This is a genomic window from Reyranella sp. (genome assembly GCF_965229815.1).
Lineage (GTDB): Bacteria > Pseudomonadota > Alphaproteobacteria > Reyranellales > Reyranellaceae > Reyranella.
In genome coordinates this window covers 123,626-140,539 of sequence record NZ_CBDDJN010000006.1, presented here as the reverse complement: position 1 = coordinate 140,539, position 16,914 = coordinate 123,626, and the positions used below count along the sequence as shown (strand labels likewise).

Below are 16,914 nucleotides of genomic sequence, written 5' to 3'. Positions count from 1 at the left end.
TCATCAATTCCGCGCCCGTTCGACGGCGTTGATGGCCGGCGTCGCGCGCAGCGCGGCGGTGATGTTGGCGAGATGCTTCACGTCCGCCACCTCGACGTCGATCACCATGTCGAAGAAGTCCATCGACCGGTTGACGATGCGCAGGTTGGAGATATTGCCCTCGTGACGGGCGATCACCGTCGAAAGCTTGGACAGGCTGCCGGGCTGGTTGGCCACCGTGACCTTGAGCCGGCCGGTGTAGACGCCCTGCGGGACCCCCTCCATCGTGTCCCAGCCGACGTCGATCCAGCGCTCCGGCGTATCGGAGAAGCTCTCCAGGGTGGCGCAGTCGATCGTGTGGATGGTCACGCCCTTGCCGGTGGTGATGATGCCGACGATGCGGTCGCCGGGGAGCGGATGGCAGCACCGCGCGAAATGGACGGCCATGCCGGGGATCAGGCCGCGGATGGCGATCTGGTTGGGATCGGCCGGCACCGGGCGCCCGGCATCCGCCGCCGCCTTGTTGCGCGCCCGCGCGATCGGCACGACATCGGCGCCGCCGTCCTTGCGCGCCGGCTGCTTCAGGCCGGGATAGACCGCCGTCAGCACCTCGCGCGAGCCGATCAGCCCTGCGCCGACGGCCGCGACGAGGTCGTCGGTGCTGGCCTGCTTGAAGTTGGCACGCACCCCGTCCAGCCCCTTCTCGGTGACCTCGTAGCCCTCCTCGTGGAAGGTCTTGTCGAGCAGCGAGCGGCCGAGCTGCAGGTACTGCTCGCGCTGGCGGGTGCGGATGAAGCGCCGGATCGCCGCCTTGGCCTTGCCGGTGACGACGAAGCGCTCCCAGGTCGGCGACGGCGTCTGGGCCTTCGAGGTGATGATCTCGACCTGGTCGCCGTTGGAGAGCTGCGTCCGGAGCGGCAGCATGCGGCCGTTGATCTTGGCGCCGACGCAGGTGTCGCCGACCTGGCTGTGGACGGCGTAGGCGAAGTCGATCGGCGTCGCGCCGCGCGGCAGGGCGATCAGCTTGCCCTTGGGCGTGAAGCAGAAGACCTGGTCCTGGAACATCTCGAGCTTGGTGTGCTCGAGGAATTCCTCGGCGTTGGGCGCCTTGTCGAGGATCTCGATCAGGCTGCGCAGCCAGGCGTATTGCGGCGCGTCGGTCGAGGGTCCACCCTGCTTGTAGATCCAGTGGGCGGCGACGCCGCGATCGGCCTGGTCCTGCATGTCCTCCGTGCGGATCTGGATCTCGATCCGCTGGCCGAGCGGGCCGATGACGCCGGTGTGGAGCGAGCGATAGCCGTTGGGCTTGGGGACCGAGATGTAGTCCTTGAAGCGGCCGGGAATCACCTGGTAGCGGCCGTGCAGCAGGCCGAGCGCCTGGTAGCACTGGCCGATATCGGCCACGATGATGCGGAACGCCATGATGTCCGAGAGCTGCTCGAACGAGACGTTCTTGGTCTGCATCTTGCGCCAGATCGAATAGGGCGTCTTCTCGCGGCCCGAGACGTGGGCGGCGAGGCCGCCTTCCTTCAGCGTCCTGACCAGCTCCGCCTCGATCTGCGGGACGAGCTGCTCGCCGCGCTCGCGCAGGTATCCCTGCCGGGCCACGACGGAGGCACGGCCGTCGGGATTGAGCTCGGCGAAGGCCAGCTCCTCGAGCTCGCGCTTGATGTTCTCCATGCCGATGCGCGAGGCGAGCGGCGCATAGAGGTCCATCGTCTCGAGGGCGATGCGCCGGCGGCGCGCCGGATCCTTGATATGGTGGAGCGTCCGCATGTTGTGCAGGCGGTCGGCGAGCTTCACCAGGAGCACGCGGATGTCCGAGGACATGGCCAGCACCAGCTTGCGCAGGTTCTCGGCTTCCTTGGTGCTCTCCGACTGCACCTCGAGGCGGCTGAGCTTGGTCACGCCGTCGACCAGCCGGGCCACGCTCTCGCCGAACATGCCGGCGATCTCGTCGCGCGTGGCGTCCGTGTCCTCCAGCGTGTCGTGCAGCAGGCCGGTCACGATCGAGGCGGTGTCGAGCTTCATCTCGGCCAGGATGCCCGCGACCTCGACCGGGTGGGAGAAATAGGGGTCGCCCGAGGCGCGCAGCTGGGTGCCGTGCTTCTTCAGCCCGTACACGTAGGCACGGTTCAGCATGTCCTCGTCCGCATCCGGATCGTAGGAATGAACGCGCTCAACCAGTTCGAACTGACGAATCATCGCAATCGCCCATTATATGGGGACGATTGCGCCCGCTCCACGATGTTTCGTGGCCGGAGCGCGGCTCTTCCGGCCGCGCTCGCCCCTACTCGACGATGTCGTCTTCCTCGGCCATCGGCAGGGCCTTGGGCTGGGCGGCCTCGGCGCCGCCCTGCGCCAGCGCGGCGGCGAGCTCCTGCTCGAGCTCGGCCATCTCGTTGACCTCTTCCGGCTTGTCGATGTCGGCGTGCTTCTGCATGCCGGAGATCAGCGAATCCTTCAGGACCGCCTGGTCGAGCTTGGTCTCGGCGATCTCGCGCAGCGCCACCACCGGGTTCTTGTCGCGGTCGCGGTCGAGCGTGATCTGGGCGCCGGCCGAGATGTCGCGCGCCCGCTGGGCGGCGAACATGACCAGCTCGAAACGGTTGGGGACCTGCACGATGCAGTCTTCGACGGTGACGCGCGCCATGGCAGCCTCTGATTTCGCGGGAGCGGGCGGTTATACCCTCCCCGCCCCAAAAGACAAGGGCAGCAAAGGGGCAATGTCCTCGGCCCGGCTAGAGCCGTTCGATGGCCTGATCGGCCGGCAGGGCCGCCAGCAGGGCCCGGATCGGGGTGCCGGACGCCGGATGGCGCCAGTCCGGCGCCAGGTCGGCCAGGGGGCGCAGCACGAACGCCCGGCCCTCCAGGCGGGGGTGCGGCAGGATGGCCCTGCCGGGCCCGCCCGGCGCCCGAAGGCCCCGATAGTCCACCAGGTCGAGGTCTATGACTCGGGCCGCGTTGGCCACGCTGCGGCGGCGGCCGAACGCGTCCTCGACCTCGTGCAGCAGTGCCAGCAAGGCGTCCGGCGGCCGGTCGGTCGCGACATCGGCCACCGCATTGACATACCAGGGCTGGTCGGATGCCGGCACCGGCGCGGTACGATACCAGGGCGACAGGCGCCGCAGGATGACGCCGCGGCGCGCCAGGGCCTCGAGGGCCGCTTCCAGCACCTGGCGGGGGCCACCGATGGCGGGATGCTCCAGGTTGCCGCCGAGGCCGACATAGATCGAGGAGGGCCCGGGTTTTTCCACCGTCAGGATCCGCCAAACCGTTGTTGGATATACCCTAATGTCCTAGAGTTAACGTCGAGTGGGAAGCGGCTCCGGTATTATCCTCTCCATACTCGATAAAATTTCGTTCGATCTGCGCATATTCGACAGGATCTCAGGCCATGAAGGGCAATTTCTACGAAAACGAGCGCGTTGCGCTGTTCATCGACGGCGCCAACCTCTACTCGGCCGCCCGTTCCCTCGGCTTCGACATCGACTACCGGCGGCTGCTCAAGGTCTTCCGCGAGAAGGGCCGCCTGGTCCGGGCCTATTACTACACGGCCCTGGTCGAGGATCAGGAATACTCGCCGATCCGCCCGCTGATCGACTGGCTGGACTACAACGGCTACACGATGGTCACCAAGCCGACCAAGGAGTTCACCGACGCCACCGGCCGGCGCAAGATCAAGGGCAACATGGACATCGAGCTGGCCATCGACGTGCTCGAGATGGCCGAGCATCTGGACCATGTGATCCTGTTCTCCGGCGACGGCGACTTCCGGCGCCTGGTCGAGGCGGTGCAGCGCAAGGGCCTGCGCGTCTCGGTCGTCAGCACCATCAAGTCCTCGCCGCCCATGGTGGCCGACGAGCTGCGGCGGCAGGCCGACGACTTCATCGAGCTCTCGGAGCTGGCCCCGCTGATCGCCCGCAACCCGTCGGAGAGGCCCTCGCGGCCGGCCGCCAACGGCGAGGGCGAGAGCCCGAGCGAGCCTCTGGTGCGCTCGGCCTAGCCAGCCGTGGCCGCCTCGACCTTCGCGGAGCCTCCTGCCGACTGTCCCCGCTGCCCCCGCCTCGTCGCCTTCCGCCACGAACTGCAGGGCCAGTACCCCGACTGGTGCAACGCCCCCGTCCGCTCCTTCGGCAACCTCGACGCCAGGCTGCTGATTGTCGGCCTGGCGCCCGGCATGCGCGGGGCCAACCGCACGGGGCGACCCTTCACCGGCGACTATGCCGGCGACCTCCTCTACTCGACGCTGCTGAAATACGGCTTCGCCCAGGGCACCTACCGCGCCGACCCCGCCGACGGGCTTCGCCTGCTCGACTGCCGCATCGCCAACGCCGTGCGCTGCCTGCCGCCCGAGAACAAGCCACTGCCCGCCGAATTCACCAGTTGCCGGCCCTTCCTGCAGGCCGAGCTGGCGGTCATGCCGGACCTGAAGGTCATCGTGGCGCTGGGCAAGGGAGCGCACGACCAGATCCTGCGCGCCCTCACCATGCGGCCCGCGAGCGCCTTTCCCTTCATCCACGGCCGCCTGCACGACCTGCCGACCGGCCTCATCCTGGCCGACAGCTACCACTGCTCGCGCTACAACACGAACACCGGCCGTCTGACGACCGAGATGTTCCACGCGGTGTTCGACGCGGTCGCCAACGTGCTGAAGTGAGCAACCCATGCAGGCGCTGAGCCAGATCCGCCAGATCGACTACACGGTCATCTTCGCCCGCGACCTCGCGGCGATGCGGCACTTCTACGAGACGGTCATGGAGTTCCCGCTGCTGCGCGTGCTGAGCGAGCGCTGGATCGAGTTCCGCGTGGGCGCCAACACGCTGGCGCTGACCGTGCACGGCCGCTTCGGCGACCCGGCGCCGGCGGTCGGGACGGCGTCGCTGCAGCTCGCGTTCCGCGTGCCGCCGCCCGCCGTCGCCGAATGCGCCGCAGCGCTCGAAGCCAAGGGCGTCGAGCTCCTCTCGCCGTTGACCGACCATCCGTTCGGCCATCGCACGATCTTCTTTCGCGATCCCGAAGGCAACGTGATCGAGATCTACGCCGAGATCTGACGATGTGAGCGCGTCGCTGCGGCGCTCTACCAGCCTCAGAGCGCCTTCTCGACCGCGCCGGTGATCTCCGGGCCGGTGGGACGGACGCGGCTCGGCCAGGCGCCCTGCAGGCTGCCGTCCTTGCCGATCAGGTACTTGTGGAAGTTCCACTTGGGCGTCGCGCCCTCGCCTGCCTCGTCGGCGATCCAGCGGTAGAGCGCGTGGGCGTCGGGGCCGATGACCTTCTGCTTGGCGGTCAGCGGGAACTTCACGCCGAAGGAGGTCTGGCAGAACCGGGCGATCTCCGGCTCGGTCTTCGGCTCCTGGGCGCCGAAATCGTTGCAGGGCACGCCCAGCACGACCAGGCCGCGCGGCCCGTAGGTCTCGTGCAGCGTCTCGAGCTCGGCATATTGCGGCGTGAACCCGCAGAAGGAGGCGACGTTCACCAGCAGCACCGGCTTGCCGGCGAAGTCCTTCATGTCGAGCGGCTTGTTGTCGATCGTGGTGAAGGTGAAGTCGTGCGCGGATGCCATCGTCAGGTCTCCTCGTCGTAGCGCTGCTCGAGCCACGGGTCGCCGTAGTTGTGGTAGCCGCGCACCTCCCAGAAGCCAGGCTTGTCGTGCATGGAGAACTCCACGCGCTTGATCCACTTGGCGCTCTTCCAGAAGTAGAGCTTGGGAATCACCACGCGCAGCGGCCCGCCATGCTCGCGGCTGATCGGCTCGCCGTTCCAGCTCCAGGCCAGCAGCACGTCCTCGGCCGCGAAGTCCACGAGCGGCACGTTGGTCGTGTAGGTGTCGTAGGAGTGGAAGATGACATGCTGCGCCGATGGCTTGGGCTTCACGATGGCCAGCAGGTCGCGCGCGCTCACCCCTTCCCACCGGTTGTCGTAGCGCGACCAGGCGGTGACGCAGTGGATGTCGGTGGTGAGCCTGGTCTTGGGCAGGTCGGTGAACTCGCCCCACTTCCAGGTCGCCGGCGCCTCGACCTCGCCGTCGACGAACAGCCGCCAGGCATGCGTCGGGATCTCGGGCTGGATTCCGAGATCCAGGACCGGCCAGTTCTCGACCAGGCGCTGGCCGGGCGGCAGGCGCTGCGAGTGGGCCGCCGTCTTCCCGGTGAGCAGGCGGCCGTCCTCGGCCCACTTCTGCTTGCTGTCGATCAGCTTGCTCTTGAGCTTGCCGAACAGGGTCACGTCGTCGTCGGCCATGCGCTTCACCTCAGATGCTGCGGCCTGCCTTCTCCCAATATGGAGCGCGAAGCTTGCGTTTGAAGATCTTGCCCGAATCCTCGCGCGGCAGGGCGGCCGCGAACTCGACGACCTTCGGCACCTTGTAGCGCGCCAGATGCTGGCCGAGATAGCCCCGGACGGCTGTCGCATCGATCGCCGCGCCGGCCTGCGGTTCGACATAGGCGCAGATCTGCTCGCCGAACTCCTCGTCGGGGATGCCGAAGACCGCGCAGTCGCGGACCCCCGGCATTTGGATCAGCGCGCCCTCGATCTCCGCCGGATAGATGTTGACCCCGCCCGAGATGATCATGTCGCGCTTGCGGTCGCACAGGAAGACGTAGCCGTCGGCATCCTGGTAGCCGACGTCGCCGACCGTCACGAGGTCGCCGAGCGCGATCTCGCGCCGCTTGGCGTCGTCGTTGTTGTAGGTGAACTCGGCGAGGTGCGGGCCACGCACGTAGATCTCGCCGACCTCGCCCTGCTTCACGTCGCGGCCCTGCTCGTCGACGATGCGCAGCGCCGCCCCCTCGACGACACGGCCCACGGTACCCGGCTTCCGGAGCGCCTCCTGCGAATCGTGCCAGACGACGATGCCCGTCTCGGTGGCGCCGTAGTATTCGTTGATGACCGGCCCCCACCACTCGATCATCTGGCGCTTCACCGCCGGCGCGCAGGGCGCGGCGCCGTGAGCGACCCAGCGCAGCGAGCCGAGGTCGTAGCGCCGCTTGACCTCGTCCGGGAGCCGCAGCAGGCGCACGAACATGGTCGGCACGATATGCATGTGGCTGACCTTGTGGCGATCGATCAGCCGCAGCATGTCCTCGGCATCGAAGCGCGGCTGCAGGACCATGTGCAACCCGAGCCGCGCGCTGCCCATGCCGTAGGCGGCGGGCGCGGAATGGTACATCGGCCCGTTCATCATCACGACCGTCGAGGGATCGGGCTTGATGCCCCAGTAGCGGGCGGCCTCCCCAGCGGCGAGCTGCTGCTGCTCGGGCGAGGCCGGCTGGCGGCGCACGCCCTTGGGCCGGCCGGTCGTGCCCGACGTGTAGATCATGCTGCCGCGCGCCGCCTTGGCCGGCTGGGCGTTGGGCGCATGGCGCGCCACGAAGGCCTCCCAGGTCTCGACGCCTTCGGGCGCAACCCGCTTCTCGGCCGGGACGCCGTAGGCGGCGGCGATCTCTTCGGGCGTCGGCACGGCCAGCACCGTGACGCCGGCCGGCACGCCGCCGGCGATCTGGGCCAGCAGGTCGCTGTGCGCGACCAGCACCCTGGCGCCGCTGTCGGCCAGGATGTAGCCCGCCTCCTCCGGCGTGAAGTGCCAGTTGATCGGCACGGCATAGAGGCCAAGCTGGCCCGCCGCCATGTTGACCTCGAAGGTCGGAAAGTCGTTGCGCAGCATCAGGGCGACGGCATCGTCCTCGCCGAGCCCGAGGGAGGCGAATCCGCCGGCGCCGCGCGCGGCGTTGGCCTGGATCTCGGCCCAGCTCCTGAAGCGATCGCCCGCGGTCACTCCCGGTGTCATTTCTTCCTGCCCTTCGCTGCTTGCGCGATTCCGCCTGGACCGAACTTCGCGCCGGCGCCCTTCATCATGGTCAGTCCGATGAAGTACGAGAGCGTCTTGTAGTCGGGCCCGTGCGTCAGCATACCGGACTGGTGGAGCATGACGATGCCATGCAGCGCTGCCCACATCGACCAGCCGAAGAGCTTGGCGTCGGCCTCGATGACGCCGGCCTCCGCCAGTTCCTCGGCGCCGCGGGTGATGTAACGTGCCGCCCGCTCGGCAGCCGGACCCAGCTCGGGGTGCTTTTCGTCCACCGGCGCATCGATCTCGAACATGATGCGATAGGCGTGCGGGTTCTTGAGCGCGAAGCCGACATAGGCCTCGCTGGTCAGACGCCCGCGCTCGCCCGGATCGCTGACGCCAGCCCTCGCCTTCTCGAGCGCGTCGGAGAACTTGGCGAAGGCCTGGGCTCGCACCGTTGCCAGGATGTCGGCCTTGTCCTTGAAGTAGCGGTAGGGCGTCTTCGGGCTGCAGCCCAGCGCCTCGGCGAGCTGGCGCATGGTCACGCCGTCGTAGCCGAAGCGGGCAAAGCGCTCGGTCGCGACCTTGCACAGCTCGGCGCGGAAGTCGGCGATGTCCTGGTCGGTGAGATAGCGCGGCATGGTTTACGTACACAGTGTGTACGTAAACACCGCAGCCGTCAAATTCTCCTCCTCGCGCTCGGCGCGGGGAGGAAGGATCAGGCCGTCTCGGCAAACAGCTCGCGGCCGATCAGCATGCGGCGGATCTCGCTGGTGCCCGCGCCGATCTCGTAGAGCTTGGCGTCGCGCAGCAGGCGGCCGGTCGGATAGTCGTTGATGTAGCCGTTGCCGCCCAGCAGCTGGATGGCGTCGAGCGCCACCAGCGTGGCCTTCTCGGCGGCATAGAGGATGGCGCCGGCCGAGTCCTTGCGCGTGGTCTGGCCGCGGTCGCAGGCCTTGGCGACGGCGTACACATAGGCCTTGCAGGCATTCATGGTCGTGTACATGTCGGCGAGCTTGCCCTGCACGAGCTGGAACTCGCCGATCGCCTGGCCGAACTGCTTGCGCTCGTGGACGTAGGGAACGACGACGTCCAGGGCCGCCTGCATGATGCCGATCGGCCCCGCCGCCAGGACGGCGCGCTCGTAGTCGAGGCCGCTCATCAGAACGTTGACGCCCTTGCCGACCTGGCCCAGCACGTTCTCGGCCGGGATCTCGCAATCCTCGAACACCAGCTCGCCGGTCGAGGAGCCGCGCATGCCCATCTTGTCGAGCTTCTGCGCCACCTTGAAGCCCTTGGCGTCGGTCGGGACGATGAAGGCGGTGATGCCACGCGGGCCGGCGGCGGGATCGGTCTTGGCGTAGACCACGATCACCTGCGCGTCCGGACTGTTGGTGATCCACATCTTGGTGCCGTTCAGCACGTAGCGGTCGCCCTTCCTGTCGGCGCGCAGCTTCATCGAGACGACGTCGGAGCCTGCGCCCGATTCGCTCATGGCGAGGCTGCCGACATGCTCGCCCGAGATCAGCCTGGGCAGGAAGCGCTTCTTCTGCTCGTCGTTGCCGTTGCGCCTGATCTGGTTGACGCAGAGATTGGAATGCGCTCCGTACGAGAGCCCGACCGCGGCCGAGGCCCGGCTCACCTCCTCGACCGCGATGACGTGCTCGAGATAGCCGAGACCCGAACCGCCATACTCTTCCTCGACGGTGATGCCGTGCAGCCCGAGCTCGCCCATCTTCGGCCACAGCTCGCGCGGGAAACGATCGGTCTTGTCGAGCTCGGCGGCGATCGGCGCCACCTGGTCGGCGGCGAAGCGCTGGACCTGGTCGCGCAGCGCATCGGCCGTCTCGCCCAGGCCGAAATCGAAGGGCGGCATCGCGTTGGGAATCATGTCTTTGCCTTGCCTTGCTTGAGGGGCGCGATCAGCGCGAGCCGATCTTGACGTTGATGGCGATCAGTTTCCACTCGCCGTCCGAGGGGATGAACTTCAGGTCGAAATGGAGGCGCAGGGGCTCGGTCGGGAAGAAGCCCTCGACCAGCAGCTTGCCGTCGTCGTCGACCCGGGGCGCCGGCTCGTACTGCGGCTTGAGCGCGGCGATGACGTCGAAGTCGATGTGCCGGGCGTGGAATTCCTTGAAGCGGGACTTCAGCCGGTCGGGCGGGAACTGGTCGCGGAACGGCTTGGAGAGCTTGGCGTGGAAGACGTCGTAGTTGCCCGTCACGTTGGCATCGTTGAAGGACAGCAGGTTCGCCTTGACCAGCGCCTCGAGGGCGCGCTCCGTCGGCACCCTGTTCTGTGCCGACGCCGTCGATGCCAGCACGAGCAGCGCCAGCACGCCGGCCATGCGGACGATCGCCGACATCTAGGTTCCTCCCGACCGTCACGATAGAGCAGGACGCGTCGGCGTGGGAACCGCCGAACGTCATCGTCGTGCGTCCCGCGCGCGCCGCCGTCAGGCCGTCCCCCGCCTCGCGGGCGACGATGCGCGCAGGACCGCGTCCGACGCCCGCCGCATCTCCTCGCCCAGCCAGCCCGCCAGCCGCGGCTCGCCCTGGCCCGCCCGCGCCCGGCGGATGCGCATCAACGCCTCCGCGCGCAGCTCCTGCTTGGTCGTGGCGAAGGCCTGTGGCGGCAGCACCGCATGGCGCTCGGCGGCGACGACGGCCTCGTCGCGGAGCGACGCCCGCGGCACGCGTCGGTCGAACACGCCGAGCGCGCAGGCCGCGTCGGCGTCGAGCGCCTCGCCCAGCAGCACCAGGCGGCGGGCCACGGACGGCGTGAGTTCCTTCCGGGCGATCTCCAGCGGCGCCACCGGATAGGTCACGCCGACCCGGATCTCCGCCAGGCTCACCTGCATCGGCGCCTCGGCCACCAGACGCCAGTCGGCGCACAGGGCGAGGATCAGGCCGCCCGCGATGGCATGGCCGTTGACCGCCGCGACCAGGGGCTTCGGCCAGCCGTAGAGGGTGCCGAAGGCTCCGTTGAGGGCGTCGACCAGCCGACGGCGCCCGAGAGGATCGAGGCCGGGAGCGGATTTGAGATCGAGACCCGCCGAGAAGGCGCGTCCCTCGCCGGCAATGACCGCCGCCCGCACCGAGGGATCGCCGCCCAGCCCGTCGAAGAGGATCGCCAGCTCCTCCAGCAGCGCGGCGTCCATGGCATTCATCGGCGGCCGCGCGAGGGTGACGACGGCGATGCCCTCCGGCGTGATCGCAAGGTCGAGATTGCTCATGGCCGGACCCTAGGACAGGCCCTAAGATAGGGAAAATCGATTATTTCTTTCCTCTATATCGACATTATCTATCCATGAACCTGGCCTTCGTCCGCTACTTCCTGGCCGTGACCGAGACCGGCAGCTTCACCGCCGCGGCCGAGCACTGCCATGTGACCCAGCCCACCCTGTCCGCCGGGATCGCGCGGCTGGAACAGGAGGTCGGGGCACGTCTCCTGGTACGGGGCCGGCAGAGCGGCCTGTCCGCCGCCGGCCACCGCCTGCTGCCGCACGCGCGCGCCATGGTCGAGGCCTGGCGCCTGGCGCGGGCCGAGGAGCGGTCGAGCGCACGGCCGCGCCTCCTGCGAATAGCGATTGCCTCGACCTTGCCCATCGCTTCGGCGCTGCAGTGGCTGGCGGCGGCCCGGCGCCTCCAGCCGTTCGATGTCGAGGTCTCGGAAGGCACCAGCGCGGCGGTGGCCGAACGCTGCCGCCGCGGCCGCTGCGATGCCGCTCTCTTTGCCGCCCGCGCCACGGTCGAGGGAGCCTGCGTGGAGTCCCTGTGGCGCGAGCCCTTCGTCCTCGCCTCGGCGATCGACGACCGCATCGCGACCCGTGACCGATGGTCGATGGTCGAACTCGCCGAGACGCCGTTCGTCCTGCGCGCCGCCTGCGAGGCGCACGAGGACGCCACCCGCGGCTTCGGTGCCGGAGGCATCCGTCCGCGCGCCGTCCTGAGGTCGGCCGACGAGGAACGCTGCGCCGCGGCCGTCCAGTCGGGCCTCGGCGTCAGCCTGATGCCCCGCTCGCTGCTGCGCGACGGCATGGCGTCGGCCGAAATCCGCGGCCTCGCGCTCGAACGTCGAGTGGTGCTGACCTGGCGGGAGGAAATTGACAGCGAGGTTCTGGCCGCCCTGCGCGACGCCGCTTCGCGCCATCCCTGGCCGGGGCGCGCCGGACGCGACGAGCGCCTCGACTTCGCCCGTTAGTCGCCGGCGTCCCAGGCTCAGAGCAGGAAGATCGTGGCCAGCCCGAGGAAGGCGCAGAAGCCGATGACGTCGGTCACCGTCGTCAGGAACACGGTCGACGACACGGCGGGATCGATGCCGAACTTCTGCAGGCCGAGCGGGATCAGCGTGCCGGCGAGTGCCGCGGCGATCAGGTTGCAGACCATGGCCGCGGCGATGACGGCGCCCAGCCGCCAGTCGCCGTACCAGGCGACGACCGCAGCGCCCATGACGAAAGCGAAGAGGAAGCCGTTCAGCCCGCCCACCGCCGCCTCCTTGGCGACGAAGCGCAGCGCGTTGGCGGCGGTGAGCTGCCCGGTCGCCAGCGCGCGCACCGCCACGGTCACCGTCTGCGTGCCGGCATTGCCGCCCATGGAGGCGACGATCGGCATCAGCACGGCCAGCGCGACGAGCTTCTCGATCGAATGCTCGAACTGCCCGATGACAAGGGAGGCCAGCACGGCGGTCGCGAGATTGACGGTGAGCCAGACCATGCGCAGGCGGGCGGTGCGCACCGGACTGGCATACATGTCGTCGTGGCCGACGCCGCCCATCTTCAGCAGGTCTTCCTCGGCCTCCTCGTCGATCACGTCGACCACGTCGTCGACCATGATCACGCCTTCCAGCCGGCCGCGGCTGTCGACCACCGGACAGGATACGAGATTGTGGTCGCGGAAGAGATGAGCCACCTCGGCCTGATCGGCGGTTGCGGGCACCGACCGGATGTCGGGATCGACGATGTTCACGATCGGCACCGGCCGCTTGGTGCGCAGCATGCGGCCGAGCGGGACCGAGCCGCGCAGTCGTCCGCCGGCATCGACGACGAAGATGTCGTAGACGTCGTCCGGCAGGTCGGTGGCCTCGCGGCAGTGATCGATGACTTCGCCGACCGCCCAGCTGTCGGGCACCTTGACCAGCGACCGCTGCATCAATCGCCCGGCCGTCCCCTCGGGATACGCGAGGGCGCTCTCGATCTCGGCGCGCTCGGCGGCCGGCAGCTCGGCCAGGACCTCCTGCCGCTCCTCGTCGCGCAGCTCCTCGAGGATGCTCGCCGCGTCGTCGGTCTCGAGTTCGCGCGCGGCGGCGGCGATGTCCTTGCTGTCGAGCTGGTCGAGGACGCTCTCCAGGACCTCCTCGTCGAGCTCGATCAGGGTCTCCGGATCGAGCTCGCCCTTGGTGATCGTGACGAGCTGGTCTCGTTCCGGCTCGGAGAGCTGCTCCAGGATGGAGGCCTGGCCGACAGCGCTCAGCCCGCCCAGCAGCCCCCTGAGCTCTTCGCTGCGATCTTCCGCCAGCGCCTCCTCGACGCGCCGGACCAGCTCCGGCGGAACTTCGTCGAGGACGTCCGGCTCGCCGCTCATCCCCGCGCCTCGGCCAGGCGCTGGGCTTCGACGACCGCCAGGGCGGTCATGTTGAGGATGCCGCGCGCCGTGACCGACGCCGTCAGCACATGCGCCGGCAGGGCGGTCCCCAGGAGCATCGGTCCGATATGGAGGCCGTCGACGGCATTCCGCACGAGATTGAACGCGATGTTGGCCGAATCGAGCGACGGGCAGATCACCAGGTTGGCGGAGCCCTTGAGGCGCGAGCGCGGGAAGACGTTGTTCCGGATCTCCTCGTCGAGGGCGGCGTCACCGTGCATCTCGCCCTCGACCTCGAGCGCCGGCGCCCGCTGCTGCAGCATCTTCACCGCCGCCGCCATCTTGCGCGCCGAGGGATGGTCCGAGCTGCCGAAGCTCGAATGGGAGATCAATGCCACCTTGGGCTGGATCCCGAAGCGCAGCACGGCATCGGCGGCCAGCAGGGTGATGTCGACCAGGGTTTCCGGGTCGGGGTCGTCGTTGACGTAGGTGTCGGCGATGAACAGCGCGCGCGTCGGCATCACCACCAGGCTGAGCGCCGCCATCCGCTTGACGCCCTCGCGCGTGCCGATCACCTCGCGGATATGGCCGAAATGGGTGCGGAAGCGGCCGTAGGTGCCGGCGATCATCGCGTCTGCGTCGCCCAGGCGCACGGCCAGGGCGGCGATCAGGGTCGGGCTGGTGCGCACGAGGTTGCGCGCCGTCGGCTCGGTGACGCCGCGCCGTTCCATGATCTGGTGGTAGGCGCCCCAGTACGTGTCGTACCGGGGATCGCTCGACGGATCGATCAGCTCGGCATCGACGCCCGGCCGGAAGCGAAGGCCGAGCCGCTCGGCACGGCGGCGCACGATCTCGGGCCGCCCGATCAGGATGGGCACGGCCACGCCCTCGTCCAGGATGATCTGGGCGGCGCGCAGCACGCGGTCGTCCTCGCCGGCGCTGAAGATCACCCGCTTGGGCCGCGCCCGCGCCTGCTCGAAGACCGGCCGCATGACCAGGCCGGACTTGAAGACGAACTGGCTGAGCTGCTGGCGATAGGCCTCGAAATCGGCGATCGGCCGCGTGGCGACGCCCGAATCCATCGCCGCCCGCGCCACCGCCGGCGCCAGCTCGACGATCAGCCGCGGGTCGAACGGCTTGGGGATGATCTGGGTGGCGCCGAAGCCGCCGCCGGCCTGCTCGCCGAACGCCCGCGCCACGACCTCGGACGGCTCCTTGCGGGCCAGCGAGGCGAGCGCGCGCACGCAGGCGATCTTCATCTCGTCGTTGACCGTCCGCGCCCCCGCATCCAGCGTACCGCGGAAGATGTAAGGGAAGCAGAGGACGTTGTTCACCTGGTTGGGATAGTCGCTGCGGCCGGTGGCGACGATCGCATCGTCGCGCACGGCGGCGACGTCCTCGGGCGTGATCTCGGGATTGGGATTGGCGAGCGCCAGGATCAGCGGCCGCGCCGCCATGCGGGCCGCCATCTCCTTCTTCAGCACGCCGCCGGCCGACAGGCCGAGGAAGACGTCGGCGCCGTCGATCACCTCGCCCAGGCTGCGCGCCGGCGTGTCGCGGGCGTAGCGCTCCTTCCACGGGTCCATCAGCTCGTTGCGGCCCTTCCAGACCACGCCCTTGATGTCGGTCACCCACATGTTCTCGCGCGGCAGGCCGAGCTTCTCGAGCAGGCCGAGGCAGGACAGGGCCGCGGCGCCGGCGCCGGAAACGACCAGCTTCACCGTCGCGATGTCCTTGCCGACCAGCGACAGGCCGTTCAGGACGGCCGCGCCCACGATGATGGCGGTGCCGTGCTGGTCGTCGTGGAAGACCGGGATCGACAGGCGCTCGCGCAGCTTCTGCTCGACGTAGAAGCACTCCGGCGCCTTTATGTCCTCGAGGTTGATGCCGCCGAAGGTCGGCTCGAGGGCGGCCACGATGTCGACCAGCCGCTCCTGGTCCTTCTCCGCCAGCTCGATGTCGAAGACGTCGATGCCGGCAAACTTCTTGAACAGGACGCCCTTGCCTTCCATGACCGGCTTGGCGGCGAGCGGGCCGATGTCGCCCAGCCCCAGCACCGCCGTGCCGTTGGTCACGACAGCGACGAGGTTGGCCCGACCGGTGAGCTCTGCGGCCATTGCCGGATCGCGCACGATCTCGTTGCAGGCCGCGGCGACGCCCGGCGAGTAGGCCAGCGACAGGTCGCGCTGGGTGGCCAGGGGCTTGGTCGGGACGACCTCGATCTTCCCGGGCCGGGGGATGCGATGGTAGCGGAGCGCGCTTTCGGTCAGTTCGTCCGCCACGCCCGTTCCCCCCAACAAAAAGGGCCGCCCCGAAGGGCGGCGACACTGTCACCTTTTCGATCGAACCGGCGAGTTTGGTGCGGCCAAGAAGACTCGAACTTCCACGCCTCGCGGCACTAGCACCTCAAGCTAGCGCGTCTACCAATTCCGCCATGGCCGCGCCGGTCGATGGGGCGGGGGATACCAAATAGGCACCCCAGTGGCAAGGCAGCTCCGACACCATCATGCCAGTGGCAAGTCGTCCCCTTGCGGACGCCCATCCGAGGAACGATTTTGCCACAATGAACCAGCCGGAGTGGCGTATTTCGGACGGCCCCGTCCCCTATCTCGAGGCCCTGCAGGCCATGGAGGCCCGCGTCGCCGATATCCGGGCGGGCCGCGAGCGCGAGCTGGTCTGGCTGCTCGAGCACCCGCCGCTCTACACGGCCGGCACCAGCGCCCGGCCGTCCGACCTGCTCCACCCGTCGCGCCTGCCGGTCCACGTCTCCGGCCGCGGCGGCCAGTACACCTATCACGGGCCGGGCCAGCGCATCGCCTACGTCATGCTCGACCTGCGCGCCCCGCGGCCAGGACGTGCGGCGTTACGTGTCGGGCCTCGAGGACTGGACGATGCTCAGCCTCGCCCGGTTCGGCGTCACGGCCGAGCGCCGGGCCGGCCGGGTCGGTGTCTGGGTGACCCGTCCCGACAAGCCTCCCCTGCCCGACGGCAGCCCCCGCGAGGACAAGATCGCCGCCATCGGCGTGCGCATCCGCCACTGGGTGTCGTTCCACGGCCTGTCGATCAACGTCGAGCCCGACCTGTCGCACTATGCCGGGATCGTGCCCTGCGGCATCTCCGACCACGGGGTGACGTCGCTGGTCGACCTCGGCCTTCCGGTCACCCTGGCCGACCTGGACACCGCACTGGCCGAGACGTTCGACGGGGTGTTCGGCCAGGACGTCAGACCGTCGGCCGCCGCGTAACGTTCCTCCCCATCGCACGAGCGATGGGAGGACGCATTTCACGCCGTCGGCAACTGGCGAAACCCCTCGGGCAGCACGTCGAGGTCGACCGGCTCGATGTCGACATTGTCGACGCTTGCTAGTGCCGGGCCGCGCCGGCAGGCGGCGATCATCTCGCCGACCGCCGCGTCCTCGCCGACGATCAGCGCCTCGACCGCGCCGTCGGTGCGGTTGCGGACCCAGCCGGTGAGGCCGAGCCGGCGCGCGGTCGTGATCGTCCAGTCGCGATAGCCGACGCCCTGCACCCGGCCGGTGATGACGAGGCGAGCCTGAAGCGCCATC

Annotated in this window: 17 protein-coding genes, 1 tRNA gene and 1 pseudogene; 5 read left to right on the top strand and 14 right to left on the bottom strand. The window is 69.0% G+C overall.

Annotation, left to right across the window (positions count from 1 at the left end; translation table 11 throughout):
- Positions 1-3 precede the first annotated feature (3 nt).
- From ACO073_RS12045 to folK, 3 genes are all read right to left on the bottom strand, one after another.
- Positions 4-2,184, bottom strand: coding sequence for a RelA/SpoT family protein (locus ACO073_RS12045; RefSeq protein ID WP_421997646.1), 2,181 nt, complete (start codon positions 2,182-2,184; stop codon positions 4-6).
- An 85-nt stretch (positions 2,185-2,269) separates the two neighbouring features.
- Entirely contained in the window at positions 2,270-2,632 is a 363-nt protein-coding gene (rpoZ, locus tag ACO073_RS12040) for a DNA-directed RNA polymerase subunit omega (protein WP_421997645.1), read from the bottom strand.
- A gap of 88 nt (positions 2,633-2,720) precedes the next feature.
- Complete coding sequence (folK, locus tag ACO073_RS12035) at positions 2,721-3,236, bottom strand: 2-amino-4-hydroxy-6-hydroxymethyldihydropteridine diphosphokinase (RefSeq protein WP_421997644.1); 516 nt, start codon at positions 3,234-3,236, stop codon at positions 2,721-2,723.
- Positions 3,237-3,376: 140 nt separating this feature from the next.
- Between folK and ACO073_RS12030 the strand changes: the two genes are divergently transcribed.
- The 3 genes from ACO073_RS12030 to ACO073_RS12020 are packed head-to-tail and all read left to right on the top strand — an operon-like array spanning position 3,377 to position 5,033.
- The gene (locus ACO073_RS12030) at positions 3,377-3,985 is read left to right on the top strand and encodes an NYN domain-containing protein (protein ID WP_421997642.1); all 609 of its coding nucleotides are present in this window, start codon (positions 3,377-3,379) and stop codon (positions 3,983-3,985) included.
- A gap of 6 nt (positions 3,986-3,991) precedes the next feature.
- Complete coding sequence (locus ACO073_RS12025) at positions 3,992-4,639, top strand: uracil-DNA glycosylase (RefSeq protein WP_421997641.1); 648 nt, start codon at positions 3,992-3,994, stop codon at positions 4,637-4,639.
- Positions 4,640-4,646: 7 nt separating this feature from the next.
- Entirely contained in the window at positions 4,647-5,033 is a 387-nt protein-coding gene (locus ACO073_RS12020) for a VOC family protein (protein ID WP_421997640.1), read from the top strand.
- 35 nt (positions 5,034-5,068) lie between these two features.
- Here ACO073_RS12020 and ACO073_RS12015 read toward each other — a convergent pair whose 3' ends face one another.
- The 7 genes from ACO073_RS12015 to ACO073_RS11985 all read right to left on the bottom strand — a co-directional run bounded on the left by ACO073_RS12015 (position 5,069) and on the right by ACO073_RS11985 (position 11,001).
- Positions 5,069-5,545: a glutathione peroxidase gene (locus ACO073_RS12015; RefSeq protein WP_421997639.1), complete on the bottom strand. Its 477-nt coding sequence runs from the start codon at positions 5,543-5,545 to the stop codon at positions 5,069-5,071.
- Between the two features lie 2 nt (positions 5,546-5,547).
- Positions 5,548-6,222, bottom strand: coding sequence for a sulfite oxidase-like oxidoreductase (locus tag ACO073_RS12010; RefSeq protein ID WP_421997638.1), 675 nt, complete (start codon positions 6,220-6,222; stop codon positions 5,548-5,550).
- Between the two features lie 10 nt (positions 6,223-6,232).
- Positions 6,233-7,768 carry an acyl-CoA synthetase gene (locus ACO073_RS12005; protein ID WP_421997637.1) on the bottom strand — a complete coding sequence of 512 codons (1,536 nt, stop codon included), beginning with the start codon at positions 7,766-7,768 and terminating at the stop codon, positions 6,233-6,235.
- Entirely contained in the window at positions 7,765-8,409 is a 645-nt protein-coding gene (locus tag ACO073_RS12000; RefSeq protein WP_421997636.1) for a TetR/AcrR family transcriptional regulator, read from the bottom strand. The genes ACO073_RS12005 and ACO073_RS12000 overlap by 4 nt, the downstream gene beginning before the upstream one ends.
- Before the next feature lie 77 nt (positions 8,410-8,486).
- Positions 8,487-9,659 (bottom strand): isovaleryl-CoA dehydrogenase, encoded by a 1,173-nt coding sequence (locus ACO073_RS11995; RefSeq protein WP_421997635.1) that lies wholly within the window; start codon positions 9,657-9,659, stop codon positions 8,487-8,489.
- A gap of 31 nt (positions 9,660-9,690) precedes the next feature.
- Entirely contained in the window at positions 9,691-10,131 is a 441-nt protein-coding gene (locus ACO073_RS11990; protein ID WP_421997634.1) for a hypothetical protein, read from the bottom strand.
- Positions 10,132-10,221: 90 nt separating this feature from the next.
- Positions 10,222-11,001, bottom strand: a complete 780-nt coding sequence (locus tag ACO073_RS11985) for an enoyl-CoA hydratase/isomerase family protein (protein ID WP_421997632.1) — start codon at positions 10,999-11,001, stop codon at positions 10,222-10,224.
- A 74-nt stretch (positions 11,002-11,075) separates the two neighbouring features.
- Here ACO073_RS11985 and ACO073_RS11980 point away from each other — a divergent pair, with 74 nt between their 5' ends.
- Positions 11,076-11,969 carry a LysR family transcriptional regulator gene (locus ACO073_RS11980; protein WP_421997631.1) on the top strand — a complete coding sequence of 298 codons (894 nt, stop codon included), beginning with the start codon at positions 11,076-11,078 and terminating at the stop codon, positions 11,967-11,969.
- Positions 11,970-11,986: 17 nt separating this feature from the next.
- Here the strand turns inward: ACO073_RS11980 and mgtE are convergent, their stop codons facing one another.
- The 3 genes from mgtE to ACO073_RS11965 form a co-directional block, all read right to left on the bottom strand.
- The gene (gene mgtE, locus ACO073_RS11975; protein WP_421997630.1) at positions 11,987-13,348 is read right to left on the bottom strand and encodes a magnesium transporter; all 1,362 of its coding nucleotides are present in this window, start codon (positions 13,346-13,348) and stop codon (positions 11,987-11,989) included.
- Entirely contained in the window at positions 13,345-15,630 is a 2,286-nt protein-coding gene (locus ACO073_RS11970) for an NADP-dependent malic enzyme (RefSeq protein ID WP_421997629.1), read from the bottom strand. The genes mgtE and ACO073_RS11970 overlap by 4 nt, the downstream gene beginning before the upstream one ends.
- Positions 15,631-15,705: 75 nt before the next feature.
- Positions 15,706-15,790 (bottom strand) — tRNA-Leu (locus ACO073_RS11965).
- Positions 15,791-15,911: 121 nt separating this feature from the next.
- Here ACO073_RS11965 and lipB point away from each other — a divergent pair.
- Positions 15,912-16,593, top strand: a pseudogene (gene lipB, locus ACO073_RS11960) (lipoyl(octanoyl) transferase LipB).
- Positions 16,594-16,631: 38 nt separating this feature from the next.
- Here lipB and ACO073_RS11955 read toward each other — a convergent pair.
- Complete coding sequence (locus ACO073_RS11955; protein WP_421997628.1) at positions 16,632-16,913, bottom strand: acylphosphatase; 282 nt, start codon at positions 16,911-16,913, stop codon at positions 16,632-16,634.
- Position 16,914: the final 1 nt, after the last annotated feature.

Bases quoted from the DNA above. Each gene is read 5' to 3' on its own strand.
- ACO073_RS12045 (WP_421997646.1), bottom strand. From the start codon at position 2,184: ATGATTCGTCAGTTCGAACTGGTTGAGCGCGTTCATTCCTACGATCCG.
- rpoZ (WP_421997645.1), bottom strand. From the start codon at position 2,632: ATGGCGCGCGTCACCGTCGAAGACTGCATCGTGCAGGTCCCCAACCGT.
- ACO073_RS12030 (WP_421997642.1), top strand. From the start codon at position 3,377: ATGAAGGGCAATTTCTACGAAAACGAGCGCGTTGCGCTGTTCATCGAC.
- ACO073_RS12020 (WP_421997640.1), top strand. From the start codon at position 4,647: ATGCAGGCGCTGAGCCAGATCCGCCAGATCGACTACACGGTCATCTTC.
- ACO073_RS12015 (WP_421997639.1), bottom strand. From the start codon at position 5,545: ATGGCATCCGCGCACGACTTCACCTTCACCACGATCGACAACAAGCCG.
- ACO073_RS12010 (WP_421997638.1), bottom strand. From the start codon at position 6,222: ATGGCCGACGACGACGTGACCCTGTTCGGCAAGCTCAAGAGCAAGCTG.
- ACO073_RS12005 (WP_421997637.1), bottom strand. From the start codon at position 7,768: ATGACACCGGGAGTGACCGCGGGCGATCGCTTCAGGAGCTGGGCCGAG.
- ACO073_RS12000 (WP_421997636.1), bottom strand. From the start codon at position 8,409: ATGCCGCGCTATCTCACCGACCAGGACATCGCCGACTTCCGCGCCGAG.
- ACO073_RS11995 (WP_421997635.1), bottom strand. From the start codon at position 9,659: ATGATTCCCAACGCGATGCCGCCCTTCGATTTCGGCCTGGGCGAGACG.
- ACO073_RS11990 (WP_421997634.1), bottom strand. From the start codon at position 10,131: ATGTCGGCGATCGTCCGCATGGCCGGCGTGCTGGCGCTGCTCGTGCTG.
- ACO073_RS11985 (WP_421997632.1), bottom strand. From the start codon at position 11,001: ATGAGCAATCTCGACCTTGCGATCACGCCGGAGGGCATCGCCGTCGTC.
- ACO073_RS11980 (WP_421997631.1), top strand. From the start codon at position 11,076: ATGAACCTGGCCTTCGTCCGCTACTTCCTGGCCGTGACCGAGACCGGC.
- mgtE (WP_421997630.1), bottom strand. From the start codon at position 13,348: ATGAGCGGCGAGCCGGACGTCCTCGACGAAGTTCCGCCGGAGCTGGTC.
- ACO073_RS11955 (WP_421997628.1), bottom strand. From the start codon at position 16,913: ATGGCGCTTCAGGCTCGCCTCGTCATCACCGGCCGGGTGCAGGGCGTC.